Origin of the sequence: Kocuria sp. ICS0012 (genome assembly GCF_001665945.1) — a bacterium.
Classification (GTDB): domain Bacteria; phylum Actinomycetota; class Actinomycetes; order Actinomycetales; family Micrococcaceae; genus Kocuria; species Kocuria marina.
This window is the reverse complement of the sequence record NZ_LZMM01000019.1, coordinates 27,399-50,478: the sequence shown is the minus strand read 5'-3', so window position 1 is coordinate 50,478 and position 23,080 is coordinate 27,399. Positions and strand designations below refer to the sequence as shown.

Here is a 23,080-nt window from a genome sequence, read left to right as displayed (position 1 = left end):
CCATGTTTGAGAACTTCGAGACCCACCGCATCCCGGTCCCCGGGGCCACCATCCACGTGAGGACCGGCGGGCGGGGCGAGCCGCTCCTGCTGCTGCACGGCTTCCCGCAGACCCACGCCATGTGGCACCGCCTGGGTCCGGCCCTCGCGCGGGGCCATCGCGTGGTCGTTGCGGACCTGCGCGGCTACGGTGACTCCACGGCGTGCAGTGAGGACTTCAGCTTCCGGGCCATGGCTGCGGACATGGTGGCCGTGATGCGTCACCTGGGCCACGAGTCCTTCCACGTGGTAGCCCACGACCGCGGCGCCCGCACCGCCCACCGCATGACCTTGGACTTCCCGGACGCCGTGCGCTCCGTGGCGCTGCTGGACATCCTCCCCACCCCCACCGTGTGGGAGCTCATGGACGACTGGCTGGCCACTCGGTACTACCACTGGCTGTTCCTGGCCCAGCCGGCCCCCATGCCGCAGCGGCTCATCAGCGCCGAGCCCCTCACCTTTCTCTACGCGGCTCTGGAAGGACTGGGTGGCACTCCCGGTTCCCTGGACACGTTCCACCCCGAGGCGCTCGCCGCCTACGAGGCCGCCGCCCAGAACCCGTCGGTGGTGGCCGCGTGGTGCGCGGACTACGCCGCGGCCGCCGGGGTGGACCGGGAGCACGATGACGCCGACCGCGGCACCTCCCGCAACCTCCCCGCCCTGCTGCTCTGGGGCGGCGACGGCGTGGTGGGTGCCCAGACGGATCCGCTGGAGGCGTGGCGGCCGTGGCTGCCGCGGATCACCGGTCGGGCGGTTCCCACCGGGCACTTCATGGTGGAAGAGCGCCCGGACGAGGTGCTGGCGGAGATCCAGGAGCACCTGGTGGCCGCCGCACGGGATTGAGGGGACCACCCATGAAACATGCGAGTGCACCTCCACCGGCGGGAAACCGCGGTTCCGTGGCGGAAGCGCACTCACCTGTGAGAGTCGTCCCAGCGGCGTCGTCCGCGAGGGCCCGTGTGGGGATCAGCCCGGGTTCATCGCCCGCGGCGCGCCCATGCCCGGATCCACCTGCGTGGGGCCGCTGGCAGAGGGGCGGATGTCCACGTCGAAGATCTCCGTGGGCAGATACACCGTGGCGCACGAGTTGGGGATGTCCACCACCCCGGAGAAGCGGCCTTCGATGGGTGCGGCGCCCAGCAGCAGGTACGCCTGCTCCTTGGACCAGCCGAACTTGGCGAGGTAGTCGATCGCGTGCAGGACCGCGCGCTGGTAGGACAGGTGGGAGTCCAGGTAGCGCTGCTCGCCATCGAGCGTCACGGACGTGCCGGAGAACGCGAGCCACTCCGAGTACACCGGACCGTTGCGCCCGGGCATGAAGATGGCGTTCTCGCTCACGCCGTAGGTGTCCATGCCGCCCTTGATCACGTCCACGTGGATGTCGATGAACCCGCCCATCTCGATGCCGCCGCAGAACGTGATCTCACCGTCCCCCTGGGAGAAGTGCAGGTCCCCCATGGAGAGGTTCGCCCCGGACACGTACACCGGGTAGAACACGCGCGAGCCCTTGGTGAAGTTCTTGATGTCCTGGTTGCCGCCGTTCTCGCGCGGGGGAGCGGTGCGGGCGGCCTCGCCGGCCACGCGGTCGTAGTCCGCGCCGCTCAGCGAGCCGAGGATCGCCGAGTCTGGTTCCGGCGGCAGGGCGAGAGGGGGAACGCGCTGCGGATCGGTGGCGATCAGATCGCCCTCGCGCTTGTTCCACGTTTTCAGCAGCTCGGAGGACGGCGCGGTGCCCATGAGACCGGGGTGGACCATGCCCGTGAACTTCACGCCGGGGATGTGCCGGGACGTGCACTCGCCGCCGCGGAAGTCCCACACGGCCTTGTAGGCGTCCGGGAACTGGTCCACCAGGAAGCTGCCACCGTTCTTCTGCGCGAAGATCCCGGTGTAGCCCCAGCCCTGCCCGGTCAGCGGCCCCTCCTCCTGCGGAATGGGCCCCACGTCCAGGATGTCCACGATCAGCAGGTCACCGGGCTCCGCACCCTCGATCCGGAACGGCCCGGACAGTGCATGCACCCGGTTCAGGGGTGCGTCCCGGATGTCGTCCGCGGAGTCGTCGTTCTTGATGGCGCCGTCGAACCACTCGCGGCAGTCAATGCGGTAGCTCTCCCCGCGCTTGAGCGTGGCCACGGGCGGGATGTCCGGGTGCCAGCGGTTGTGGCCGGTCAGCTTCTGCTCGGTGAAGGGCTTGGTCGAGTCCAGCGGGAAAATCACTTCTGGCATGGTCCGTGACCTTTCTGGAGAGCCCCGCGGGCGGTTCCCGCGCGGCAGTGTGGGGAAGCTACGGCCGCGGCAGCTTCGCGTGCCGGGGGTCCCGGGTCACGGCCGGGGCCGCGCCGGGGGCGCCGGGCTGGCGGGGCAGGGATCGGACGACGTCTGGCGCGTCAGCCGTGCGGGCAGCGTCGTCAATCACGCGTGCCCGGGCAGAGTTCGCGCGGGACAGGCCCACGGCGGAGAATACGCGCCGTGCGTCCGCGCCGCACGCGGGACAGTCCTGGGAGCGCGGCACTTGGGCCATGGCGTGGTGGGCGTCGAACGGCCCGCAGGCCTCGCACCGGAACTCGTAGACGGGCATGGACGCTCCCTTCACGCGTGTGAACCACAATACAACCTGGTCTGAGGAGGGGACAGGCCCGGGCGCTGCCCTGCGGGCGGCCCGACGCACAGGGAGAGGTTCTGCCCCCGACAACGCGATATTCAGGGGCAGAACCTCCCCGCAAACGCGGCGTCCCTCACCCTACGTACTGGCTGTGCGCGGGGAGGCACGCGGGCGACGTCGTGCCCCGCCCCCGCGCGCTCCGGTCAGTTCAGCGGGCCCACCGCGGACTCGACCGTGCGCACCAGGCGCCCCGAAGCCACGTACTCCTCGGCGGCCTCGATCTCCGGCGCCATGAAACGGTCCTCACCGGGTGCGTCCACGCGGCCGTCCAGGTCCGCAATGACCGCCGACGCCGCCGCGCCCGGTTCCAGGGGCGCGCGCAGAGCGATCGCGCGGGCGGAGGAGAGCAGCTCGATGGCGAGCACGCGGCGCAGGTTCAACACGGCCTGACGTAGCTTGCGGGCGGCGTGCCAGCCCATGGACACGTGGTCCTCCTGCATGGCCGAACTGGGGATCGAGTCCACCGAGGCCGGCACCGCGAGGCGCTTCATGTCCGAGACAAGCCCGGCCTGGGTGTACTGGGCGATCATCATCCCGGAGTCCGTGCCCGGGTCCTCCGCGAGGAACGGGGGCAGGCCGTGGGAGCGGGCCGGGTCCAGTATGCGGTCCGTGTGGCGCCCGGACATGGACGCCAGGTCCGCGATGGGGATGGCCATGAAGTCCAGCACGTAGGCCACGGGGGCGCCGTGGAAGTTGCCGTTGGAGCCCACGGTGTCGTTGTCCAGCACCACGGGGATGTCCACGGCCGCGGCGAGCTCCTGCTGCGCGACGTTCAGGGCGTACGCCACGATGCCGGAGCCTTCCAGCACCGTGAGCATGTTCGCAGCGGCATACTTCTGGCCCGGGTGGGGGGCGCAACGTCTCGTGCAGCTCGGGGACGAACACGCCGTCGGGCCCGGTGGCGCGCCCTTCGCCCATGAGCACGAGCGCGCAGTGGGCGAGGGGCGCGAGGTCATCCGGGAGATCTGTCGGCGCGTGGCCCGCAGCGAGAAACTTGCGCTGATGGACATGGTCGAACTGCTACCGACACTCGATGCGGACGGGCGCGCCGCGCGCACCGCCGCTCGACTGATCACCACACTCGTCCACGACGCCATGACGGCACGGTGGGGCGCACTCAACGATGAGAACTCGAGAGAAGATCATGCGTAGGACCACCACCGTTCCACCCGTCGGGCGTTCCGATGGTGCGGGCGAGCGAGGCCCGGCCCTGTCCCGTGGGCTGACCATGCGCCACATCCAGTTCATCGCCCTGGGATCGGCGATCGGCACGGGGCTGTTCTATGGTTTCGCGACGGCCATCCAGAAGGCCGGACCCGCGGTGATCCTCGCCTACCTCCTGGCGGGCGCGGCCGTGTACATGGTCATGCGAGCACTCGGTGAGATGGCGGTCCGTCACCCCGTGCCGGGTTCCTTCGGGCAGTACGCCGTTCGTTACCTGGGGCCCTTCGCCGGATTCGTGACGGGGTGGACGTTCGTCTTCGAGATGATCGTGGTGGCCATCTCCGCCATCAACGCCGACTCCTCCGGTGCGGGCCGCATGCTCTTCGGCCTCGCGGAGCACGGCCAGGCGCCCTGGGCCTTCACCAGGGTCTCCCGCAACGGCGTCCCGTGGCTCACCGTGGTGGTCATGAGCATCGCCCTGGGCATCGGCGCGGTGCTCAACGCTGTGATCCCCGAGGACGTGTTCCTCATCAGCGCCTCGATCGCTACCTTCGCCACCGTGTGGGTGTGGCTCATGATCGTGCTGCTCGGCTGGTTCCCGGACACCCGCGTGGCGCTGATCGTGGGCGTCGTGTGGCTCGTGCTCCTGGGCGTGGGCTACGCGCTGTTCGTCAGGGGCAGCGGCCGCCACCGCCCGCCGCTGGACGACCACACCGCGCTGATCACCCTGCCCCGCAGCTGATCCCTGCGCTCCCAGAGCCCCGGCCCATCTGCGAGCCGGGGTCCTTCCACGCCCGTACGGCGACGCCGCACCGCCGGGTCCGCGCGCAACCTCGCCTTCCCGGGTACGGACTACCGGGCGGTCGCCGGGAAGGCGGGGGCAGCGGCATCGTGCGCGGGAGGAAGTGCACTGTCCACGCCCGCGGCCACGAGGGCGATGATCTCCCGCATTCGCTCGAGCACCAGGCGCAGCTCGGCGCGGCCCTGGCGGGCGCGGTTGAGCTCCGCGAGCCCGCTGGTCACGATCATCCGTGCGCCCACGTCCAGAGGCGTAGTGCCGGCGTGCGCGGCGGAGCGGCAGCCCGCGAGCATCCGCGCGATGTGGATCTCGAGCTTCTCCACCAGCACCAGCACCTCGCGGCGGTGGGGGAGGTCCTCGCCGAAGAGAATCTCCCGCGCGATCCACACGGTGGTCTCCGGCCAGTGCACGGCCATGTCGAAGACCGGGGCGAGTGAGTCCATGATGGCGTCCACCACCGCAGCGGGGGAGCGGTGGCCGGGGTCGGGGGTGGCGTCCAGGGTGTCGTTGATGTGGGCCGCCCAGATGTTCTCGGTGACCATCATCAGCAGCTCCGCCTTGGTGGCGGCGTACTGGAACACGGTGCCCGCGGCCACGTCCGCGCGGGAGGCGACCTCGCTCATGGACATCTGCGCGTAGCCCTTCTCGCTCATGAGCGAGCGGGCGGCGGCCAGGATGCGGGCGCGTTTCTGCGCCTTGGCGATCTCCCGGCGCCCGGGGCCGCGCGGGCTCACGCGGGCGGCCACGTGTTCCAGGGGGCGTGCTCTGCGGCGGGGCGTCGGGTTCTGAATTTTCTCCACCAAATAATTGTATTGCACTCAAAATTGAGTATGCTCAATTATGAACGCAGGGAGCGCCAAGGTGACGCCCCCGCGGAGGGAGGAACGACATGCAGTTCACAGCAGGCAACTACGAGGCCTTCATGCGGCCCCGCCCGGCGGAGCACGCACAGGACACCCGCGCGTGGATCGTGGGATCCGGTCTCGCCGGACTCGCGGCGGCAGTGTTCTTGGTCCGGGACGCCGGCGTGCCCGGCGAGAACGTGACTGTGGTGGAGAAGGGCCGGCTGCCCGGCGGTGCCCTGGATGGGCTGGACGTCCCCGAGAAGGGCTTCGTCATCCGCGGCGGCCGCGAGCTCGAGAACCACATGGAGTGCCTGTGGGACATGATGCGCTCCGTGCCGTCCCTGGAGATCGAGGGCGCGTCCGTGCTGGACGAGTTCGCGTGGCTCAACCGGGACGACCCCAACTACTCCCTGCGCCGCGCCACCGTGAAGCAGGGCCAGGACGCGGGCCACGAGGGCAAGTTCGACCTCCCGCAGCGCGCCCAGAAGGACCTCCTGCACATCTTCCTGGCCACGCGTGAGGAGATGGAGGGCAAGCAGATCCAGGAAGTCATGAGCAAGGAGTTTTTGGCTTCCCCGTTCTGGATGTACTGGCGCACCATGTTCGCGTTCGAGGAGTGGCACTCCGCGCTGGAGTTCAAGCTCTACCTTCACCGCTTCGTGCACCACATCGGCGGGCTGCCGGACTTCTCTGCGCTGAAGTTCACCAAGTACAACCAGTACGAGTCCTTCGTGTTGCCCCTGATCTCCTACCTCACCGAGCGCGGTGTCACCTTCCAGTACGACACCGATGTCCGCGACATCGACTTCGCCCACCGCAACGGCGAGATCCGTGCCACCGCGATCCACTGGGTGCGCGAGGGCTCCACCGAGACCCAGGAACTGGGTGAGCACGACCTCGTGTTCACCACCATCGGATCCCTCGTGGACAACTCGAACGACGGCGACCATGCCACGGCCGCCACGCTAGACCGCGGCCCCGCCTCGGCCTGGGACCTGTGGAAGCGGATCGCCGCCAAGGACCCGTCGTTCGGGCGCCCCGAGGTGTTCTGCTCATCGATCGACGAGACCAAGTGGGAGTCCGCCACCGTCACCACCTTGGACGAGCGGATCCCCGAGTACATCCGCAAGATCGCGCAGCGGGACCCGTTCAGCGGCCGGGTGGTCACGGGCGGGATCGTCACGGCGGAGGACTCCTCATGGCTGCTCAGCTGGACCGTGAACCGCCAGCCGCACTTCAAGAAGCAGCCGAAGGGCCAGGTCGTGGTGTGGGTCTACTCGCTGTTCGTGGACACTCCCGGTGACTTCGTGAAGAAGACCATGGCCGAGTGCACGGGCGAGGAGATCACCCAGGAGTGGCTCTACCACATGGGGGTTCCCGTGGAGGAGATCCCGGAGCTCGCGGCCACGGGCGCCAAGACGGTTCCCGTGATGATGCCGTACGTGACCAGCTTCTTCATGCCCCGCCACGCGGGGGACCGCCCCCGGGTGGTGCCCGAGGGCGCCCGCAACTTCGCGTTCATCGGCCAGTTCGCCGAGACCGGCCGCGACTGCATCTTCACCACCGAGTACTCGGTGCGCACCGGCATGGAGGCCGTGTACCAGCTCATGGGTGTGGAGCGCGGAGTTCCCGAGACGTGGGGCAGCACCTACGACGTGCGGGTGCTGCTCGAGGGCCTCACCCGGCTGCGGGACGGCGAGAAGGTCCGGGTCCTCGGGCCGGAACCGCTGCGCAAGCGACTGCGTCGTCGTCTGGAGAACGGCGAGGTGGGAGAGCTTCTCGAGGAGTACGGCGTGCTGTGATCCTCAGCGCGGGCTGAGCGACCCTGCACGGGTGCGCCCGGAAGCCGTCACAGTACGTGGCACAGCTTCTGGGCCAGCATGTGCAGGGTCTTCCTGTCCCTGGGGGACATGTCCAGCTCGTCCAGCAGCTCGCGCTGCATCCCCGCGGCCGGTTCCTGCAGAGCACGCCCGGCGTCCGTGAGAGAGATGACCACCGAGCGTTCGTCCTGCTCGCTGCGGCGGCGGGTCACGAAGTCCGCCGCCTCCATGCGGCGCAGCAGCGGGGAGAGGGTGCCGCTGTCCAGGGCGAGGGTCTCGCCCAGCTGGCGGACCGAGCGGTGGTCCTGCTCCCATAGCACAAGCATCACCAGGTACTGCGGGTAGGTCAGCCCGATGGCCTTGAGAGGTTCACGGTACGTGCTGGTCACCTTGCGCGAGGCAGCGTACAGCGCGAAGCACAGCTGCGTGTCCAGGCGGAACTCGGGATCCATGCCCACCATGGTACGGGAGGCGCCCACCACGGCGGGGTTGTGGAACAACGAGGGCACGTCGCGTATAGCTATGGCCCGGCTCACAGGGTGTCCGCATCCTTCCGCTCTGCCCTTCCCCCAACAGCACGGAGACCCCGGTGCCGGAGCATGACCACGACCGTACGTCCACACCGGCCGGAGGATCCTCGGTGACCACAGCCACCGCCGCGCTGGCTGCTCCGGTCTGCTGGTGGTACCGATGATGGCGGTCATGCTCACCGGTCAGCGGATCATGCTGATCATCACCCAGTGGCTGGTGTACCCGCTGATCCTGATCTTGCTGGGCGTGACCCTGTACCTGATTCCCGCGTGGAACTTCAGTGCGTTCCGGGGTGTGCCCACGCCCGGGGAGTTCCTGATGTCCGTGTGGCTGGTCATCCCGGTGCTCGTCTTCGCGTTCAACCACTCGCCGGCCATCTCCCAGTTCTCCGTGGCCATGAAGCACGAGTACGGCTCCCGTGCGAGCGGGCCTCCGCGGCGGCGTTCATCTTCCTCACGGGTTGGATCGCGGCCGTGGCCACCCCGAGCATCCTGTCGCTGATCGAGTCCCTGGCCGGGCCCGTGATCGCCGTGATCCTGTACCTCATGCCGATGCACGCCATCCATCGGATCCCCGCTTTCGCGCCGTACCGTGGTAAGGCCTCCAACGTGTTCGTCACGGTGGCCGGGCTGGTCGCGGTCAGCGGGATCGTCTACGGCCTGGTCCCCTGACCCGTCCCGCCACGGAGTGCGGTCCGCGGTCTCACTGACCCGGAGCTCCACCCCCGCCCGCGGCCCCCGGACCGGCTCCGCCACCGGGAGCCGCGGCGTTCTGCGGCGCGGTGCTCGTGTCGATGGGGACGTCGATCGTCACCGTGTACCCCTTGGCCACGCTGCCCGAGACCTTCGGCATCTGCATGTCCACCCCGTCCGAGAAGACGTTGTCCGTCTCCAGGGTGACCTGGGACATGTTCGTGGCGGAGTCCGGGTAGCGGGAGTCCTTGTAGACCGTGTTGGCCATCTCCTCCGACAGCGCGATCTGCGAGGTCAGCACCGCGTTGGTGGCGTCCGTGATCGAGCCGATGTCCGGGAAGACCTCGAAGTGGATGTGCGGCCAGCGGCCCGCGTAGCAGCCTGGGACGATCGACGTGAAGGTGACCTTGCCGTCGTCGCCCACCACCTGGACGCCGCGCAGGTACGTCTCGTCCTCCACGCCCTCCGAGTACATGGAGTAGTTGCCGTCCGGGTCGCAGTGCCACACGTACACGGCCGCGCCCGTCATGGGACCGTTGTCCTTGACCATGTCCACGATGTTCATCGTCAGGGTCATGGCTACGCCGTCCACCGCGGCGCCGCCGTCGATGCTCGCGGTGATGTTGCTGCGCTCCACCCCGGAGACGTCCAGCGCGTCCGCACCGTTGGAGCCGTCACCGGGGTAGGGCCCAGCGGTCTCCTGCGGCATCTCCTCGTCGTAGGTCTTGGAGGGCGATGGCGTGGCGCTCGCGGTCTCGGACGCCGATGCCGTGGCGGAGGCGGAACTGGACGAGCTCGACGTCGTGGTGCCCGTGCACGCCGCCAGTGCGAAGACGCTCGCGCCAGCCCCGAAGATGCCGAGCGCGCGGCGGCGGTCGATCAGCGTTCCGAGGTCGAAAGCGAGGCCCTGGTCCTCCACGTCCTCGTGGGGACGGTCCAGGACCCGTCCCTCGAACGTGCCGGCTGCGGGTGCGGAGAGGGCACCGGAGGCGTCGTGACCCTCATCGCGGGGGTGGCCGGTGTCAGGGCCGCCGGTGTCGCGGTGCCCGGGGTGGTGGCGGCCCGCGTGGTCGCGGTCGGTGCTCTGCGACTGCATGGCGCAGGTCTCGGAGGTGGCCGGGTAGGTGCGGATGCCGCGGCGTCGACGGATCGGGTTCATTACATGCTTCCTTCGGAAGGCGCTCAGTGGCGCGTCGAAACCCCGACGCTACGGAGCCGGGCTGGATCCACGGTCCGACCGGCCTGTGCTGCGCGTGGGGTGTGCTTGTGCCGGGGCTGTGGATTGACGGGGAGCAGGCTCCGGGCCCCGCGCAGTGCCGGACGGCCGGGGAGGCCGTGCGTGACGTCGTCCGCAAAACCGGTGCGGACCGCGTGCCGTGGGACCGGCGCTACGGCGGGCTGTTGCCGTAGGCCCGACGCTCAGGGCGATCGTGGTGCGCAGCAGCCCCAGGGCCGGCGCGGCCAGTGCCACGACCAGCCACACGGCGCCGCGGGGTGGGAGGGAGTCGGACGTGTTGCGCACGGCGCCGATGCCACACAGGCCGGTGCCCGGTCCCTTCTCACCGGTGGGTGTGCCAGGCTGACAGGTGTCCCTTGACCGGCCTGGAATCCGGCACGTCCCACGCACGTCCCATCGAGGAGTTCGCATGACCACCGTGGTGCTGTTCCGCGACGACCTGCGGGTCACCGACCACCCCGCCCTGCACGAGGCGGTGTCCCACGGTGAGCCTGTGGTGTGCCTCTACGTGCTGGACGAGGAATCCCCGGGCATCCGGCCCCTCGGGGGTGCAGCGAAGTGGTGGCTGCATCACTCCCTCACGTCGCTGGCGGCGGATCTCGCCGCCCTGGGGACGCCCCTGACACTGCGGCGAGGGGCGGCGGGGGAGGTCGTGCGCGACGTCGTCCGCGAAACCGGTGCGGACCGTGTGCTGTGGAACCGGCGCTACGGCGGGCCCGAGCGCGCGGTGGACGCCGGGCTCAAGGACTGGGCCGGGGAGAACGGGGTGGAGGCGCACTCCTACGCCGGGAACCTGATGTTCGAACCGTGGGCCATCACCACGCAGGCCGGTGACCCCTACCGGGTGTTCACCCCGTTCTGGCGCGCGTGCACGAGCGGGCCGCCGCCGCGTGAACCGTATCCGGCGCCGTCGTCCGTGGTGCCCGCCGAGCTCACCCCTGCCTCCGACGCCCTCGAGGACTGGGGGCTCCTACCTACCGCGCCGGACTGGTCGGCAGGGCTGGCCCGCACGTGGACCGTGGGCGAGCGCGCGGCCCACGATCGCCTCGACGACTTCCTCGACGAGCGCCTGCCCACCTATACGCAGGACCGGGACGTCCCGGCGAAACCGGCGACGTCGGGCCTGTCTCCGCACCTGCGCTGGGGGGAGATCAGCCCGCACACCGTGTGGTACAGGGCGCTGTCCGGCGCGGAGAACCCGTGGAAGTTCCTCACCGAACTGGGATGGCGGGAGTACGCCTGGTACAACCTCTACATCCACCCGGACATGGCCACCCGCCCCATCAACCCCAAATTCGAGCGCTTCCCATGGCCTCCGCTGGACGACGACGCGCTCGCCGCGTGGCAGCGTGGGCGCACGGGGATCCCCCTGGTGGACGCGGGCATGCACGAACTATGGGAGACCGGGACCATGCAGAACCGGGTGCGCATGGTGACCGCGTCTCTATTGGCCAAGAACCTGCTGATCGACTGGCGGCTGGGGGAGCAGTGGTTCTGGGACACCCTCGTGGATGCGGACCCCGCCTCGAACCCTCACAACTGGCAGTGGGTGGCCGGTTCCGGGACCGACGCCGCGCCCTACTTCCGGATCTTCAACCCCGAGACCCAGCAGAAGAAGTTCGACCCGGACTTCGTGTACGTGGACCGCTGGAACGGGCGGCAGGAGGGCGTGGAATCCATCGTGGACCTCAAGGCTTCCCGCGCCCACGCCCTGGAGCTGTTCAAGACCCTGTGAACCTCGCACGCTCTACGCCTACGCTGGCCCCATGAAGATCGCCGTGCTGGGTGCCAGCGGGAGTTTTGGGTCCGACGTCGCCGACCTCCTCGAGGCCGACGGCCACATCGTGGTGCGGGCGAGCCGCCGCACGGGGGTGGACGTCGTGGCCGGTCGGGGGTTGTTGCAAGCCTTGGCGAGTGTGGACGTGGTCGTGGACGCTTTGCACATCAATACGTTCGGTGCCCGCAAGTCCGTCCCGTTCTTCACGCGGGCCGCGTCCCAGACCGTTAAGGCGGCGCGCGAGCAGGGCGTGGGCCGAGTCGTGTGCCTGTCCATCGCGGGTGCCGTGGATCCGCGGGTCAACGGCGGTTTCGGCTACTACAAGGGCAAGGCCGCGCAGGAAAGCGTGTACCAGCAGGCGGGGATCCCCTCCACCACGGTGCGCTCGACCCAGTGGTTCGATTTCATTCCCGCAACCACCGGCCTGGTCGCCCGCGGCCCGGTGGCCCTGGTGCCCACCCTTCTCATGGCGCCCGCGCGGCGCGAGGAGGTCGCACGGTTCGTCGCCGAGGTCGCCACCGCCCATCGCGAGGCACGTCACGAGATCCTCGCGGTGCGCGGCCCGGAGGTGGACACCATGGCGAACTTCGCGCGCCGCATCCTCGCGGCCGGCGGTGACCTCGCGGGCCGCACGCCCAGTGTGCTGGAGGAAGCGCCGCTGCTCGGCCGGGCGATCGCCCACGGTGGCCTGATCCCACAGGACGCGTTCGTCACCTCGCAGCGCTTCGACGAGTGGTTGCAGACGGAGTACTGAGAGGCGGCACCGCAGCGGCCCGTCGTGTGACGGATCGATGTCGCGAGGACTGCTACCTCGCCGTCGTCAGCGCATGGTGCGTGGGCCTCTAGTGTGCTGGAGGTCAGTCGCGTTCGATCCCGAAGAAGCGGCGCAGCGCCTGCGTGCCCTCGTAGGTCACCGGCTCCCCGGGCCGCATGTAGGTGTCGGGCGTGAGGATGATGTCTGCGCCTCCGAAAACGGCCCCTGCGGAGACGTGGTAATCGTGGCCATCCGTACTGGTGAAGTCGAGATCAGACGGGAAGCCCTACAGGACCTCATCCATGTTCTTGCGTATCAGCTGCGCCCGCTGGGCGGTTCTATGTCCCGGAGCTGTAGGGCATTTCTTGCGCGTGTTCGCGATGACCTCCGCGAAGACGTCCTCCGTGCTGTGGACCTGGAACATTGCGGGGTTTTAAGGCGCAACAAGAAGAGCCAATCCATCAGGGTCTAGCTGAAGAGGACGTTGGCATCGACGAAAACTCTTTGCGTCATGGTCCAAATCTCGTGACATCACGTGGGGCACCCCGGTTGAAAACAGGGGTGCCCCACGTGTCGCTCACGAACGCATGATCTCAGTCCTCGAAAAGCTCGACATCGTCTTCCGCGTCGAGTGCCCGCAGTTTCTCGAAGGCTTCGCGACGTTCCGTTTCCCGCTGTTCCCGCAATCGGAGGACATCGGAACGACGGAACCGCGTATGTGATCCGACCTTGAAGGATTCAATCAGCTCCTCGCGGGTCCAACGGAGAAGGGTGGGGCGTGAGACCCCCAGGATGTCCGCGGCCACCGTACTTGTCAGCTCGTCGGTCATTTGAGCAATGCTGACCGAACCGTGCTCGGCAATGGCCGTGAGTGCATGGAGGAGTGTCCTCTGGACCTCGTCCGGGAGTTCCACCTCCCCGCCGTTTGCATCGCGCAGAACCAAGGTTGAACCCTGACGCGCGGGGGCCTGCGCCGCGCGCACGGTCTGGGCCGAGATCGTGATCCGCTCAGTCATGGTGGTCATTGGCGTCTCCCTTCGCGCCGTGTTCGTAAGTATTTAGTTATACCGTGACACTCATTCACATATACGTGGCATGGCCTGTGGGTTCTGCGCTCCAGATCCAGCAGCTTGAGCGCCTCCTCACGCATCTCCACCTTGCGGACCTTGCCCGTGACGGTCATGGGCAACTCCTCCACCACGTGCACATGGCGCGGGATCTTGTGGTGGGAGATCTTCCCCTGCGAGAACTGAAGCGCCTTGGGTTACGTTCCGAGGTTAGGGCACCACGGGTGCGGTCGCCTCGATCTCGGTGCAAGCAGCTTCGACCTGGGCCGGGGTCCGGTAGGCCAGGGACTCGTGAAGTCGAGCGGTGTTCCACCAGTGGACCCACTCCAGTATTGTGATCTCCACCGCCGTTGCCGAGTCCCACACGCCCCTGGATTAGATGATCTCCGTCTTGTACAGACTATTGATTGACTCCGCCAGAGCATTGTCATAGGAATCCCCGACTGTGCCGACCGAAGCGGTCACACCCGCGGCGACCAAGGCATCCGTGTAGGCCAAAGATACGTATTGAACCCCTCGGTCCGAATGATGCGTCAGCCCAGAAGACGTCCGACGGGCTCCGCTCGTCAAGAGCGCGTGTTCTAGAGCCAGCAGTGGCAGCCGGTCAGTGTGCAGTGTTGAAGCCACGGCCCAGCCGATGATCTTACGGGTACAGACATCAGTAATGAATGCGACGTAGCAGAATCCCGACATGAGGCGCACGTAGGTGATGTCTGAGACCCACAGCTGGTGCGGGGCGGCAGTGAAGTCACGTTTCACCAGGTCCGGGCGGTGATCCTCACCCTTGGCGGAGTGTTCATGTCCATGAATCGGATCATCTCGTCGTGGGGCGGTCGAGCTCCGCTGCGAAAAAAGCCGAGGCCTTCTTCAGGAATCTCGGAACCAAACCCAGGGCGCTTCAGCGGTCCGTGTGAACCAGGACCGGTCCCGGTGACTACACCCCCCGGATCATGGTCGACTGGGGGGGCAACAATCATGCCGGGACCGGCTGGCTACCTACGCCCTCATCCTCCCGAACTCAGGCGCCACGAAAAAGGTAACGGGGGATTCCGGGTGGCCCTCACCGGCCCGTCCCGCATGAAAAGTGAACGTCTAGATTGTGGACAATCTAAATACCGCGACCTACCATCGATTGCGGTCGTACCACCCGGCGTTCAGGGCCGGGGCTCACCGGCCACGGAAAGGACGAGGAATCATCATGAAGGCTATGTACACCGCGGAAGCGCTTGCCCAGGGCGCGGGCCGCAACGGCAGCGTCGCCACCAAGGACGGGTCGCTGCAGTTCGACCTGGCCGTGCCGAAGGAGATGGGGGGATCCGGGAACGGTGCCAATCCCGAGCAGCTTTTCGCCGCCGGGTACGCGGCCTGCTTCCACTCCGCCCTGCAGATGGTCGCCCGCCAGCAGAAGGTCTCGCTCGGGGATTCTGCCGTGGGTGCCCGCGTGCAGATCGGCGACAACGGCGCAGGCGGGTTCACCCTGGCCGTGCAGTTGGAAGTGATCATCCCCGAACTCGAGCACGACGCGGCCCAGGAACTCGCGGACGCCGCGCACCAGGTCTGCCCCTATTCCAACGCCACGCGCGGCAACATCGAGGTCACCGTGACCGTCGTGGAGGATTGACGAGCGCGTCGCACCGCGCCCGATGAGAGCGCACCGCACGTCCCCGGCATTCTGCGGCCCACTGAGGCCCTGACGGGGCCGTGCCGTGACGCACGGGCGGGGGCCACGAGCCCCACGGCGCCGAGGGGGATGTCACGTCCCCTCGGCGCGACGTCGCCCTCAGACGCTCTCGGGGACGCGCACCTCGGTGCGCAGGGTCGCGGAGCGGCGGTCGGCGAGTTCGCGGCGCACGACCCAGACGACCGCGACGATCCACAGCAGGGCGAGCGCGCCGAGGATCGCGTAGTACGCGGCGTCGCCGGGGAGGCGCGCCTGCACGGCGTCCAGGCGCAACAGGGTACGCGTGTTCGTGAAGATGATGAGTCCGCCGGCGCCGACGGCGAGGATGCGCGGGGCGAGCCAACGCACGAGCCACGCGGCGATCGGCGCGGCCACCACACCGCCGATCAGTAGAGCCAGGACCATGCCGAAGTCGATGCCCTGGCTGCCGAGTGCCATCAGGAACCCGATGGAGGCACCCAGACTGACCACGAACTCGGACGTGTCGATGGATCCGATGACCTTGCGCGGGGCGATCTTGCCGGAGGCCAGCAGGGTGGGGGTGCCCACGGGGCCCCACCCACCGCCGCCGATCGCGTCCATGAAGCCCGCGACCGTGGCCAGGGGGATCAGGAAGAATCCGCGCACCTTGCCCGTGAAGTTCGGGCGCCGCCCGCCGAGCCGCAAGAACCGCCACACCACGTAGCAGCCCAGCAGCAACAGGATCACGGACATCACCGGTGCGGCGGCCTCCCCGGAGAGGGTCAGCAGATGGGCGCCCGCGAACGCGGCGATCCCGCCGGGAACCGCCATGAAGCCTACGACGCGCCAATCGATGTTGCCGAAGCGCCAGTGCGAGAGCCCGGAGGCCAGGGTGGTGCCCACCTCCGCGAGGTGCACTGTCGCGGACACCGAGGCGGGGGTCAGGCCCACGGCCAACAGCAGGGTGGATGAGGTCACGCCGTAGGCCATACCGAGCGAACCGTCCACGAGTTGCGCCCCGAAACCCACCAGGGCGAGCAAGATCAATGTACGCACGGTGCGACTCCTGTGCAGTGGAAGGGGTGAGGTCACTCAGCCTAGGAACCGGGCGGGCGCTCACCCAAGGAATGTTGCGCCGTGCGTCACAACGTGTAGTGCGATGACATCCGCTTGACATCGGCCGGGGGACGTCTTCCCTTGTCAATCGTCAGTACGCTGACGAGGATGGGAGGGTCAGCGATTCCGCCGACCGAGACGTCCAACGAAAGGACAGCACGTGGCAGAGAAAAATCCCGCCAACGCGGGCGAGGAATCCATCAAGATGAGCCCCCAGGAAGAGAGTGCGGCCCTAGGTCAGGAGACCCAGACGGACGCCGAACCCGCCGACGAGGGCGTGGGCGCCATGACGGACAACAAGGGCGACGAGCCCGCCACCGAGAACTGACCTGAACCACTACGCGATCGACGACATGTTGCACCGGCACAGGGCGACGACGCGCCGCGGCGGCTTCTGCGGCTCGGCCCCCGGTTCCGGGGCGATCAGCACGTCACCGCGCACCAAGAGCGGCCCGTCCGGGCACGGGGTGATCACCACGGGATCCTCGGCGTCGTGCGCCACCGAGAGGACGGGGCTCCCGTCGTCCGTGGTGCGTGGATCCTGCTCGCTCACAGGGCCACCCGCTCGGCGACCGGGGCCTCGGAACCCACGGTCTGCAGTCCCGGCATGCTCCCGCGCAGGGAGGTCCGCCCGTCCGACCAGCACTCGAGCATGTGATCACCCATGAGCCCGTCCACGTACAGGCACGCGGCCGCGCCGAACAGGACGTCCTCGAGCAGCTCGGGCTCGTCCTGGGCGAGCGCCCCGGCGAGGTCACGCGCGGCGATCTGTTCGTGAACGGCGTCGGCCTCCACGTGCTCGTCGTAGTACCAGGTGACGTCCGCGTCGTAACCGAGCTTGCGGAACGCTCGGCCGTAGTACTTGTTGGGGATCGAGGACGTCATCTCGAACGCCGCGAGGTGACCCGCGATGGCCCCGCGCAACCGGCGGTGCAGTCCGAACAGGCTCATGAGGTTCATGGACGCGAGCGTGGGGGCGGGCACGAGGTCCAGGTAGTGGTCCAGGGTGTCGTCCAGGCCGAAACCTCGCATGGTCTGCGCGAAGATCGTGGCGTGCACGCGCTCGGGACGGCCCCCGCCGTACTCGTCCGACTGGATCTCCACGAGCGCCGCCTTCGCGCGGCCCCGCAACCGGGCGATGCCCCACGAGTGGGGGTCCGCCTCGCGCAGCGTGTAGATGGAGCGGTGGACCAGGAACTCGCTCAGGATCTCCTCGCTCGGGTGCCGGGCGAGCCACGTGGCCAGGGTGGGCTTGGCGTCCCCGCCGGTCATCGCGAACATCGTGTCCACGAGTTGCGCGGAGTCGCCGGGCAGGGGATCGGGGAGGGGCACGCGACGGCGCAGCTCGGCCTCGAAACCGGCCTCGAGCACTGTGCGCACGCGCAGCAGCTCGGGATCCCACTCGCGGTCCGCGGTCACGAATTCCGCGGGCCCGTAGTGCAACAGGTAGAGCAGGAACAGGGACAGCTGCAGGTCCTCGTCCGCGAGGACGTCCTGCGACGCGTTAACCGCGGTGGCCGTCGCTTCGGACAGCGCCGCGTACCCGCTCGCCGGGGTCTCCTCCGGGCCGGTCAGGATCTCCAGGAGGGCCGTGCTCACGGGTCCGCGAGCGGTCGGGGCCACGGTTCGGGTAGGGACGGTCGTCATGATGGTGTTCTCCGCTCGGAAAGGTGGGTGCTCGGCGCGGGTGGGGTGTCTCTGAAGACGGGGATTGCCCGCGGACCGCGGTGAAGCGGTCCGCGGGCAATCGGCGGAAATAGTACGACTACTTCCTATTCATTAGGCCAACATACCCGTGGTCGGGAAACGTTCCCAGACCCGGTGGCTGCCGAGCAGTTCCACCACGGTGCTCAGCACGTCCTTGGCGGAGTCCGCGCTCACGACGCCGGGCGTCTGGGCGATCTGCAGGGCGTCCAGCACGTCCGTGCCGGGGCCGAACGCGGCGATCGCCTTGGCGTGGCGCCACATCTCGTTGAGCAGCAGGCTCACGCGGGGGTCGATGTCACCCGGGCTGGGTGCACCGGCCTTCGCGTCCAGGCCGCCGGCCACGGGGTTCACAGGAGCGCCGGCGGTGGCGACCACCACGGCGTCGAACTCGATGGACCGTGCCGTGAGCAGGGTGCGGTGCGCCACGATGCCCGGGGCCACCTCACCGCCCTGGGGTGCGATGACGAGGGGGACCATGTCCGCGCCGTCGATCTCGGAGACGAGCGTGGCGAGCTGGTCGGCGTCCGTGTCCGGACCCACGAGAATGCCCACCTGGCGGCCTTCGACGGGCCACGTCTCGCCCACCTGGGTGAGGGCCGGGGAGGCCTGGACATCCTGGGCGGGAGCCTCGGTGGGCTCCTGCTCGGGCAGCCCCAGCGCCTGGGCCACGGTCTTGCCCAGCGCGGGGTCGATCGCGAACAGGTGGCGCAGCTGACGGGTGCGGATGTTCTCGTCCCAGCACTTGCCGAGCTCGAACGCGTAGGCCTGCGCGGTGTGCTCGCGCTCCACCTCGCTCAGCGAGAGCCAGAACAGGCGTGGCTGGCTGAAGTGGTCCTCAAAGGACTGGGGCCGCACGCGCTCCTTGACGGACGCGGGGACCGGGGCCGGGTAGTCGATGAACGCGTGCTCGTCCTCGGGAGTCTCCGCCGGGTTGCCGCCGTCCAGCGAGTTGGGCCGGTAGGGGGCCACACCCGAGTGCACCGCACTCTGGTGGAAACCGTCACGCAGCATGTCGTTGACCGCCGCGTGCGGGCGGTTGATGGGCAGCTGGTTCCAGTTGGGCCCGCCCAGGCGGGTGATCTGGGTGTCCAGGTAGGAGAACAGACGCCCCTGCAGCAAGGGGTCGTTGGTCACGTCGATGCCCGGGACCAGGTTGTTGGGGTTGAACGCCACCTGCTCCGTCTCCGCGAAGTAGTTGGAGGGGTTGCGGTCCAGGGTCATCAGACCCACGGGCTCCACGGGGACGAGTTCCTCCGGGACGATCTTGGTGGGGTCCAGCAAGTCGATGCCCTGGAACATTTGGTCCTCGGTGTCCTCGAACACCTGGACGCCCAGTTCCCATTGCGGGTACGCGCCGGCCTCGATGGCGTCCGCGAGGTCCCGGCGGTGGAAGTCCGGGTCCGCACCGTTGATCAGCTGGGCCTCTTCCCACGCCACGGAGTGCACGCCCAGGCGCGGCTTCCAGTGGAACTTGACCAGCACGGTGGAGCCGTCCTCGGCCACCAGACGGAACGTGTGGACGCCGAAGCCCTCCATCATGCGGAACGAGCGCGGGATGCCGCGGTCGGACATGTTCCAGATGGTGTGGTGCTGGGCCTCGGTGTGCAGGGACACGAAGTCCCAGAACGTGTCGTGGGCGGACTGGGCCTGGGGGATCTCACGATCCGGGTGGGGCTTACCGGCGTGGATGACGTCCGGGAACTTGATGGCGTCCTGGATGAAGAACACCGGCATGTTGTTGCCCACGAGGTCCCAGGTGCCCTCGTCCGTGTAGAACTTGACGGCGAAACCGCGGGTGTCACGGGCCAGATCGCCCGAACCGCGGGAGCCCAGCACGGTGGAGAACCGCACGAACACCGAGGTTTCCTTGTCCTTGGCAAATAGGCCCGCACGGCTGAGCTTGGTGGCCGAGCCGTAGCCGCGGAACGTGCCGTGGGCACCCGCGCCGCGGGCGTGCACCACGCGCTCCGGGATGCGCTCGTGGTCGAAATGGGAGATCTTCTCCCGGAAGTGGTGGTCCTGCAGCAGCACGGGACCGCGGGCCCCGGCCTTGAGGGACTGGTCGGAGTTCGTTAGGCGCGCGCCGTGCGCGGTGGTGAGGTACTCACCCTGCTGGGCCATCGCGGACATCGGGGCATCGGTGGGCGCACCCGTGGGCGTGACCCGCTCGGGGGCACCCTGATCGGGCTTGGGCGGAAGCGGCTGACGGGGAGCGGTGGGCTCCTCGATGGTCGGCTCACCGGTCCCGGGAACTCCCGGGACCTGGGGGGCGTTGTTATCGCGTGCGGACATGACGATCCTCCTACGAAGCTGACGCACGCCGCGGTCATGGAGTGCGACGTGGTTCTCCCATACTGTCAGCACCCTTGGGGGTGGGCATACACCTGTAGGGAGGCAGTCGCCGTCCTGCGGGTTTGTGAACCCGTCAGGGGCTGCGCGCGCGGGCCGCGCGGCGTCGTCGTGAGACAGTGATCCCATGACGTGGACACCGGTGACATTGCGCGGGCAGCTGGTCCGCCTGGAACCCCTCAGCCGCGAGCACCTGGACGGGCTGATCGAGGCCACCGAGGACGGGCGCATGTGGGAGCGCTGGTACACGAGCGTGGCGGACCCGGACGGCATGGCCGCGGCCGTGGAAAAGTGGCTCACGTGGCAGGACGAGGGATTCATGCTGCCCTTCGTGACCGTGCGGCAGGCTGACGACGTCGTGCTCGGGATGACCACGTTCTACGACCCGCAGTGGGGTGTGCCGCGCGTGAGCGTGGGCCACACGTGGAACCGGGCGTCCACCCACCGGACGGGGACGAATGCGGAGTCCAAGCTGCTGCTCATGACCCACGCGTTCGAGGAGCTCGGGTGCCGGTGCGTGCGTTATGAGACGAGCTGGGCCAATCAGCAGTCCCGGGCAGCGATCGAGCGCCTCGGTGCTCGGCTGGACGGTGTGCTGCGCGCGGACCGGTTGGAGCGCAACGGCGCGCTGCGGGACACCGTGGTGTACTCGGTGCTCGAGCACGAGTGGCCCTCGGTGAAGGCGGGACTCGAGGCGCGGGTCGCGCGACGGGTGAGGAGCAGGTGCGCCGGCACAACGTGGTGCTGCGGGAGACCCGGTCCAAGCGCACGGGCGGCACCTATCGGGACTCCCCGTCCAGCCTGCCCGCCCGCACAGTGATGGGCCAGACGACGTCGCGCGACCGGGACGGTTCGCCCCACGCCTCGGTGAGGTCGGCGGCGTAATGGCGCAGAACGTCGTCGTGTCCGGACTCCGCGGCGTTGCGCACCGCGGACCACGTGCCCAGGTAGCCCAGGAAGGCATCGAGCGGCCAAGATCGCCGGATGGACAGCGCGGCCACCGGGACCTGCGGGAAGGGGAAGTCGATGTCCCGGTACCCGGTCTCCACGAGGCGGCGCTCGGGCGGCCAGAACGGGCCGATCTCGCGCCAGTAGAACCGCTCGAAACGTTCCCGCAGGCCCGGCTCCACCTCCACCACGCCGTAGCTGATGAGTGCGAGGACGGCGCCGGGGGCCGCGATGCGGCGTGCCTGCGTGTAGAAAGCCGGCAGGTCGAACCAGTGTGCGGCCTGGGCCGCGGTCACGAGATCGGCGCGGCCGTCGGCCACGGGCAGGTCCTCCGCCGTCCCGCGCGCGTAGTCGACGCCGCGTACGGGGGCGGCATGAGCGAGCTGATCCTCACCGGGGTCCACGCCGATCACATGCGTGAAGTGTTCGGCCAGCAAGCCCGTGAGCTGGCCTGTCCCACAGCCCACGTCCACCGCGGTGCCCCGCCGCGGGGCGATCCGTGCCAGTTCCGCGCCCAGCTCCGCGGGGTAATCGGGGCGGTGCGCGGCGTAGTTCCCTCCGCCCTGCTCGAACCAGTTCCGGGTCATGTGGCGGCCCTCTCATGGGATGGCGGGGTCGGGTGTACCGGTCGTTCCCACAAGGTCACACGGCTGCGCACCTCGTCGTTCTCGTACGGCGCGGTCTCGCCCGTGGGCTCGTACCCCAGAGCCTTCCAGAAGCCGACGGCGCTCGCCGCGTTGGTCTCCACGATCCCCAGGCGCAGGGTGGTCACCTCGGGCCAGCCGCTCACGAGGTTCGTGACGGCATCATGTATCGCCCGCCCCAGGCCCTCTCCCTGGTGGTCCTGCCGCACGAGAAGCAGACCGATGTGAGCGTGATGCTCCTCGGGGAAATTGCGGATGACGTCGGCCATGGCTGCCAGAGCAGGCCCGCGGAACAGCCCGACGTCGTACTTCTGTTCGCGTGCGAGGCCGGGCGGGAGCGCGGAAAGGATCTCGGCGGCGTCGCCGGGGAGGGGCGCGTGTCCACTGATCCGGCGGGTGTAATCGGGGGTCGCCTCGAGCAGCGCTTGTAGCGCCGGCGCGTCCTCCGGTCTCAGTCCACGCAGTTCTGCCGGTTCGGCGACGGCGCTCACCCGAGTTCCGGGGTCCGCGCAGGGGAGGTGACCGCAGCGGCGTCGGGCACCCGGACGGTGCTGGTCAGGGCGGTGAGGCTGGGCCGGCGCGGGGTGGAGCTGAAACCGAAGTCCGGGGCCGGGGTCATGTCCGTGAGGCGGCCCAGGCCCTGGTCGTCCCAGGTGGCGCGGGAGTGGGTGATGGTGTGGAGGTCGTAGGCGGCGTACCACTCGGTGCGGTCGTTGCCGGCCGTACCCAGGGTGCGCACGCCGGGCATCACGCGGTGGGCCACCTGATCGGTGAGCCGGGCGAAGGTCAGCGAGGTGCTGATCGGTCGGGGGACCGTCTGCAGCAGGTACCCCAGGGGCGCTCGCGGCCCCACGCTGAAGTGCCATGTAAGCGGCCCCGCGGTGACCGTCCACCGGGAGGCGCGGGAGAAGCCCGTGCGCTGCACGTTCACGGGGACGCGGGTGACGGTGTCGAAGGTGTAGGTGTCGGACACGAAATGCGCGACCCAGTCGTTGGGTGCCAGCAGTTCGCGGCGTCCGTCCGGGTGGGCGACCATGACGTCCGCGAACGGGCCCTGCGGCGTGTGGGACCAGCACCCCAGCACGAGCCGCGTGCCGGAGGACGTGCCGACCCCGGCGATGTGGCCGGTGAAGCGGTGACGGATGGAGGAGGTCATGGGGCCAGGGTAGGGGAGGGAGCCCTACCGTCTGACGATCGTCGACTCGCAAGAATCGCATCGGGTCAATACGAGGTCAGACCATTACATGTGCAAATATGTGTTTGCATCCAATGCGTATGAGGCGGGTCACAT

The 23,080-nt window shown here is 68.7% G+C and carries 25 protein-coding genes and 3 pseudogenes; 12 read left to right on the top strand and 16 right to left on the bottom strand.

All coding sequences use genetic code 11. The annotated features are described in order from the left end of the window. The first annotated feature begins 2 nt into the window (after window positions 1–2). Entirely contained in the window at window positions 3–881 is an 879-nt protein-coding gene (locus A5728_RS01945) for an alpha/beta fold hydrolase (RefSeq protein ID WP_064845447.1), read from the top strand. 123 nt (window positions 882–1,004) lie between these two features. On the opposite strand, the gene fmdA is transcribed toward A5728_RS01945, so the two are convergent. The 3 genes and pseudogenes from fmdA to A5728_RS01930 form a co-directional block, all read right to left on the bottom strand. Beyond that, entirely contained in the window at window positions 1,005–2,261 is a 1,257-nt protein-coding gene (gene fmdA, locus A5728_RS01940; RefSeq protein WP_064845446.1) for a formamidase, read from the bottom strand. Window positions 2,262–2,319: 58 nt separating this feature from the next. Continuing rightward, window positions 2,320–2,613 (bottom strand): FmdB family zinc ribbon protein, encoded by a 294-nt coding sequence (locus A5728_RS01935; protein ID WP_064845445.1) that lies wholly within the window; start codon window positions 2,611–2,613, stop codon window positions 2,320–2,322. A gap of 227 nt (window positions 2,614–2,840) precedes the next feature. After that, window positions 2,841–3,651 (bottom strand): annotated as a pseudogene (locus A5728_RS01930) (aromatic amino acid lyase); the annotation flags it as partial. On the opposite strand from A5728_RS01930, the gene A5728_RS14960 reads away from it, so the two are divergent. After that, window positions 3,562–3,849, top strand: a complete 288-nt coding sequence (locus tag A5728_RS14960) for an arginase family protein (protein WP_197493057.1) — start codon at window positions 3,562–3,564, stop codon at window positions 3,847–3,849. The pseudogene A5728_RS01930 and the gene A5728_RS14960 overlap by 90 nt on opposite strands. After that, window positions 3,842–4,603 carry an amino acid permease gene (locus tag A5728_RS01920; RefSeq protein ID WP_064845442.1) on the top strand — a complete coding sequence of 254 codons (762 nt, stop codon included), beginning with the start codon at window positions 3,842–3,844 and terminating at the stop codon, window positions 4,601–4,603. Before A5728_RS14960 ends, A5728_RS01920 begins: the two co-directional genes overlap by 8 nt. A 110-nt stretch (window positions 4,604–4,713) precedes the next feature. Here the strand turns inward: A5728_RS01920 and A5728_RS01915 are convergent, their stop codons facing one another. Continuing rightward, window positions 4,714–5,460, bottom strand: coding sequence for a TetR/AcrR family transcriptional regulator (locus tag A5728_RS01915; RefSeq protein WP_231885454.1), 747 nt, complete (start codon window positions 5,458–5,460; stop codon window positions 4,714–4,716). Between the two features lie 89 nt (window positions 5,461–5,549). Between A5728_RS01915 and A5728_RS01910 the strand changes: the two genes are divergently transcribed. Then, the gene (locus A5728_RS01910; RefSeq protein ID WP_064845440.1) at window positions 5,550–7,307 is read left to right on the top strand and encodes an oleate hydratase; all 1,758 of its coding nucleotides are present in this window, start codon (window positions 5,550–5,552) and stop codon (window positions 7,305–7,307) included. A 47-nt stretch (window positions 7,308–7,354) separates the two neighbouring features. On the opposite strand, the gene A5728_RS01905 is transcribed toward A5728_RS01910, so the two are convergent. Then, on the bottom strand, window positions 7,355–7,786 hold the full coding sequence (locus A5728_RS01905; RefSeq protein ID WP_064845510.1) for a MarR family winged helix-turn-helix transcriptional regulator: 432 nt from the start codon (window positions 7,784–7,786) through the stop codon (window positions 7,355–7,357). Between the two features lie 241 nt (window positions 7,787–8,027). On the opposite strand from A5728_RS01905, the gene A5728_RS14650 reads away from it, so the two are divergent. Together A5728_RS14650 and A5728_RS14645 are read left to right on the top strand one after the other, a co-directional pair. Continuing rightward, window positions 8,028–8,357 carry a hypothetical protein gene (locus tag A5728_RS14650; protein WP_231885452.1) on the top strand — a complete coding sequence of 110 codons (330 nt, stop codon included), beginning with the start codon at window positions 8,028–8,030 and terminating at the stop codon, window positions 8,355–8,357. Beyond that, window positions 8,330–8,527, top strand: coding sequence for a hypothetical protein (locus A5728_RS14645; RefSeq protein ID WP_064845438.1), 198 nt, complete (start codon window positions 8,330–8,332; stop codon window positions 8,525–8,527). The genes A5728_RS14650 and A5728_RS14645 overlap by 28 nt, the downstream gene beginning before the upstream one ends. Window positions 8,528–8,558: 31 nt before the next feature. Here A5728_RS14645 and A5728_RS01890 read toward each other — a convergent pair whose 3' ends face one another. Next, complete coding sequence (locus tag A5728_RS01890) at window positions 8,559–9,707, bottom strand: 3,4-dioxygenase subunit beta (protein ID WP_231885451.1); 1,149 nt, start codon at window positions 9,705–9,707, stop codon at window positions 8,559–8,561. Between the two features lie 487 nt (window positions 9,708–10,194). Here A5728_RS01890 and A5728_RS01885 point away from each other — a divergent pair, with 487 nt between their 5' ends. After that, window positions 10,195–11,520 (top strand): deoxyribodipyrimidine photo-lyase, encoded by a 1,326-nt coding sequence (locus A5728_RS01885; RefSeq protein ID WP_064845437.1) that lies wholly within the window; start codon window positions 10,195–10,197, stop codon window positions 11,518–11,520. Between the two features lie 31 nt (window positions 11,521–11,551). Continuing rightward, window positions 11,552–12,316, top strand: coding sequence for an SDR family oxidoreductase (locus tag A5728_RS01880; RefSeq protein WP_064845436.1), 765 nt, complete (start codon window positions 11,552–11,554; stop codon window positions 12,314–12,316). 286 nt (window positions 12,317–12,602) lie between these two features. Here the strand turns inward: A5728_RS01880 and A5728_RS13955 are convergent, their stop codons facing one another. Together A5728_RS13955 and A5728_RS01875 are read right to left on the bottom strand one after the other, a co-directional pair. Beyond that, window positions 12,603–12,740, bottom strand: a complete 138-nt coding sequence (locus A5728_RS13955; RefSeq protein WP_156523344.1) for a hypothetical protein — start codon at window positions 12,738–12,740, stop codon at window positions 12,603–12,605. Between the two features lie 169 nt (window positions 12,741–12,909). Continuing rightward, window positions 12,910–13,332 carry a helix-turn-helix domain-containing protein gene (locus A5728_RS01875; protein ID WP_231885450.1) on the bottom strand — a complete coding sequence of 141 codons (423 nt, stop codon included), beginning with the start codon at window positions 13,330–13,332 and terminating at the stop codon, window positions 12,910–12,912. Between the two features lie 114 nt (window positions 13,333–13,446). Between A5728_RS01875 and A5728_RS14955 the strand changes: the two genes are divergently transcribed. Continuing rightward, window positions 13,447–13,569: a hypothetical protein gene (locus A5728_RS14955; RefSeq protein ID WP_255359862.1), complete on the top strand. Its 123-nt coding sequence runs from the start codon at window positions 13,447–13,449 to the stop codon at window positions 13,567–13,569. 24 nt (window positions 13,570–13,593) lie between these two features. On the opposite strand, the pseudogene A5728_RS13315 reads toward A5728_RS14955, so the two are convergent. Next, window positions 13,594–14,175: pseudogene (locus A5728_RS13315) on the bottom strand (IS3 family transposase); the annotation flags it as partial. A gap of 406 nt (window positions 14,176–14,581) precedes the next feature. On the opposite strand from A5728_RS13315, the gene A5728_RS01865 reads away from it, so the two are divergent. Then, window positions 14,582–15,004: an organic hydroperoxide resistance protein gene (locus tag A5728_RS01865; RefSeq protein ID WP_035965673.1), complete on the top strand. Its 423-nt coding sequence runs from the start codon at window positions 14,582–14,584 to the stop codon at window positions 15,002–15,004. Window positions 15,005–15,163: 159 nt separating this feature from the next. On the opposite strand, the gene A5728_RS01860 is transcribed toward A5728_RS01865, so the two are convergent. Further along, window positions 15,164–16,081 carry a sulfite exporter TauE/SafE family protein gene (locus tag A5728_RS01860; RefSeq protein ID WP_064845434.1) on the bottom strand — a complete coding sequence of 306 codons (918 nt, stop codon included), beginning with the start codon at window positions 16,079–16,081 and terminating at the stop codon, window positions 15,164–15,166. A 220-nt stretch (window positions 16,082–16,301) separates the two neighbouring features. Here A5728_RS01860 and A5728_RS14380 point away from each other — a divergent pair, with 220 nt between their 5' ends. After that, window positions 16,302–16,469 carry a hypothetical protein gene (locus A5728_RS14380; RefSeq protein ID WP_167319024.1) on the top strand — a complete coding sequence of 56 codons (168 nt, stop codon included), beginning with the start codon at window positions 16,302–16,304 and terminating at the stop codon, window positions 16,467–16,469. Window positions 16,470–16,478: 9 nt separating this feature from the next. Here the strand turns inward: A5728_RS14380 and A5728_RS01855 are convergent, their stop codons facing one another. The 3 genes from A5728_RS01855 to A5728_RS01845 all read right to left on the bottom strand — a co-directional run bounded on the left by A5728_RS01855 (window position 16,479) and on the right by A5728_RS01845 (window position 20,140). Then, entirely contained in the window at window positions 16,479–16,694 is a 216-nt protein-coding gene (locus tag A5728_RS01855; RefSeq protein WP_064845433.1) for a CDGSH iron-sulfur domain-containing protein, read from the bottom strand. Beyond that, window positions 16,691–17,788, bottom strand: a complete 1,098-nt coding sequence (locus A5728_RS01850) for an iron-containing redox enzyme family protein (RefSeq protein ID WP_082943158.1) — start codon at window positions 17,786–17,788, stop codon at window positions 16,691–16,693. Before A5728_RS01850 ends, A5728_RS01855 begins: the two co-directional genes overlap by 4 nt. Window positions 17,789–17,920: 132 nt before the next feature. Further along, window positions 17,921–20,140, bottom strand: coding sequence for a catalase (locus A5728_RS01845; RefSeq protein ID WP_064845432.1), 2,220 nt, complete (start codon window positions 20,138–20,140; stop codon window positions 17,921–17,923). Window positions 20,141–20,324: 184 nt separating this feature from the next. Here A5728_RS01845 and A5728_RS01840 point away from each other — a divergent pair. After that, window positions 20,325–20,909, top strand: a pseudogene (locus tag A5728_RS01840) (GNAT family protein); the annotation flags it as partial. Between the two features lie 67 nt (window positions 20,910–20,976). Here A5728_RS01840 and A5728_RS01835 read toward each other — a convergent pair. From A5728_RS01835 to A5728_RS01825, 3 genes are read right to left on the bottom strand one after another with little or no spacing between them, the layout of a single operon-like run. Further along, window positions 20,977–21,732, bottom strand: coding sequence for a class I SAM-dependent methyltransferase (locus A5728_RS01835; RefSeq protein WP_064845431.1), 756 nt, complete (start codon window positions 21,730–21,732; stop codon window positions 20,977–20,979). After that, window positions 21,729–22,280 carry a GNAT family N-acetyltransferase gene (locus A5728_RS01830; RefSeq protein ID WP_082943156.1) on the bottom strand — a complete coding sequence of 184 codons (552 nt, stop codon included), beginning with the start codon at window positions 22,278–22,280 and terminating at the stop codon, window positions 21,729–21,731. Before A5728_RS01830 ends, A5728_RS01835 begins: the two co-directional genes overlap by 4 nt. After that, on the bottom strand, window positions 22,277–22,945 hold the full coding sequence (locus A5728_RS01825) for a hypothetical protein (protein WP_064845430.1): 669 nt from the start codon (window positions 22,943–22,945) through the stop codon (window positions 22,277–22,279). Before A5728_RS01825 ends, A5728_RS01830 begins: the two co-directional genes overlap by 4 nt. Window positions 22,946–23,080: the final 135 nt, after the last annotated feature.

Coding starts and splice junctions, on each gene's coding strand:
- A5728_RS13955 (WP_156523344.1), bottom strand. CDS start 12,740: ATGTTCCAGGTCCACAGCACGGAGGACGTCTTCGCGGAGGTCATCGCG.
- fmdA (WP_064845446.1), bottom strand. CDS start 2,261: ATGCCAGAAGTGATTTTCCCGCTGGACTCGACCAAGCCCTTCACCGAG.
- A5728_RS01875 (WP_231885450.1), bottom strand. CDS start 13,332: ATGACTGAGCGGATCACGATCTCGGCCCAGACCGTGCGCGCGGCGCAG.
- A5728_RS01825 (WP_064845430.1), bottom strand. CDS start 22,945: ATGACCTCCTCCATCCGTCACCGCTTCACCGGCCACATCGCCGGGGTC.
- A5728_RS14650 (WP_231885452.1), top strand. CDS start 8,028: ATGCTCACCGGTCAGCGGATCATGCTGATCATCACCCAGTGGCTGGTG.
- A5728_RS01850 (WP_082943158.1), bottom strand. CDS start 17,788: ATGACGACCGTCCCTACCCGAACCGTGGCCCCGACCGCTCGCGGACCC.
- A5728_RS01935 (WP_064845445.1), bottom strand. CDS start 2,613: ATGCCCGTCTACGAGTTCCGGTGCGAGGCCTGCGGGCCGTTCGACGCC.
- A5728_RS01880 (WP_064845436.1), top strand. CDS start 11,552: ATGAAGATCGCCGTGCTGGGTGCCAGCGGGAGTTTTGGGTCCGACGTC.
- A5728_RS01905 (WP_064845510.1), bottom strand. CDS start 7,786: ATGGTGGGCATGGATCCCGAGTTCCGCCTGGACACGCAGCTGTGCTTC.
- A5728_RS01945 (WP_064845447.1), top strand. CDS start 3: ATGTTTGAGAACTTCGAGACCCACCGCATCCCGGTCCCCGGGGCCACC.
- A5728_RS01920 (WP_064845442.1), top strand. CDS start 3,842: ATGCGTAGGACCACCACCGTTCCACCCGTCGGGCGTTCCGATGGTGCG.
- A5728_RS01890 (WP_231885451.1), bottom strand. CDS start 9,707: ATGAACCCGATCCGTCGACGCCGCGGCATCCGCACCTACCCGGCCACC.
- A5728_RS01865 (WP_035965673.1), top strand. CDS start 14,582: ATGAAGGCTATGTACACCGCGGAAGCGCTTGCCCAGGGCGCGGGCCGC.
- A5728_RS01835 (WP_064845431.1), bottom strand. CDS start 21,732: ATGACCCGGAACTGGTTCGAGCAGGGCGGAGGGAACTACGCCGCGCAC.
- A5728_RS01885 (WP_064845437.1), top strand. CDS start 10,195: ATGACCACCGTGGTGCTGTTCCGCGACGACCTGCGGGTCACCGACCAC.
- A5728_RS01845 (WP_064845432.1), bottom strand. CDS start 20,140: ATGTCCGCACGCGATAACAACGCCCCCCAGGTCCCGGGAGTTCCCGGG.
- A5728_RS01910 (WP_064845440.1), top strand. CDS start 5,550: ATGCAGTTCACAGCAGGCAACTACGAGGCCTTCATGCGGCCCCGCCCG.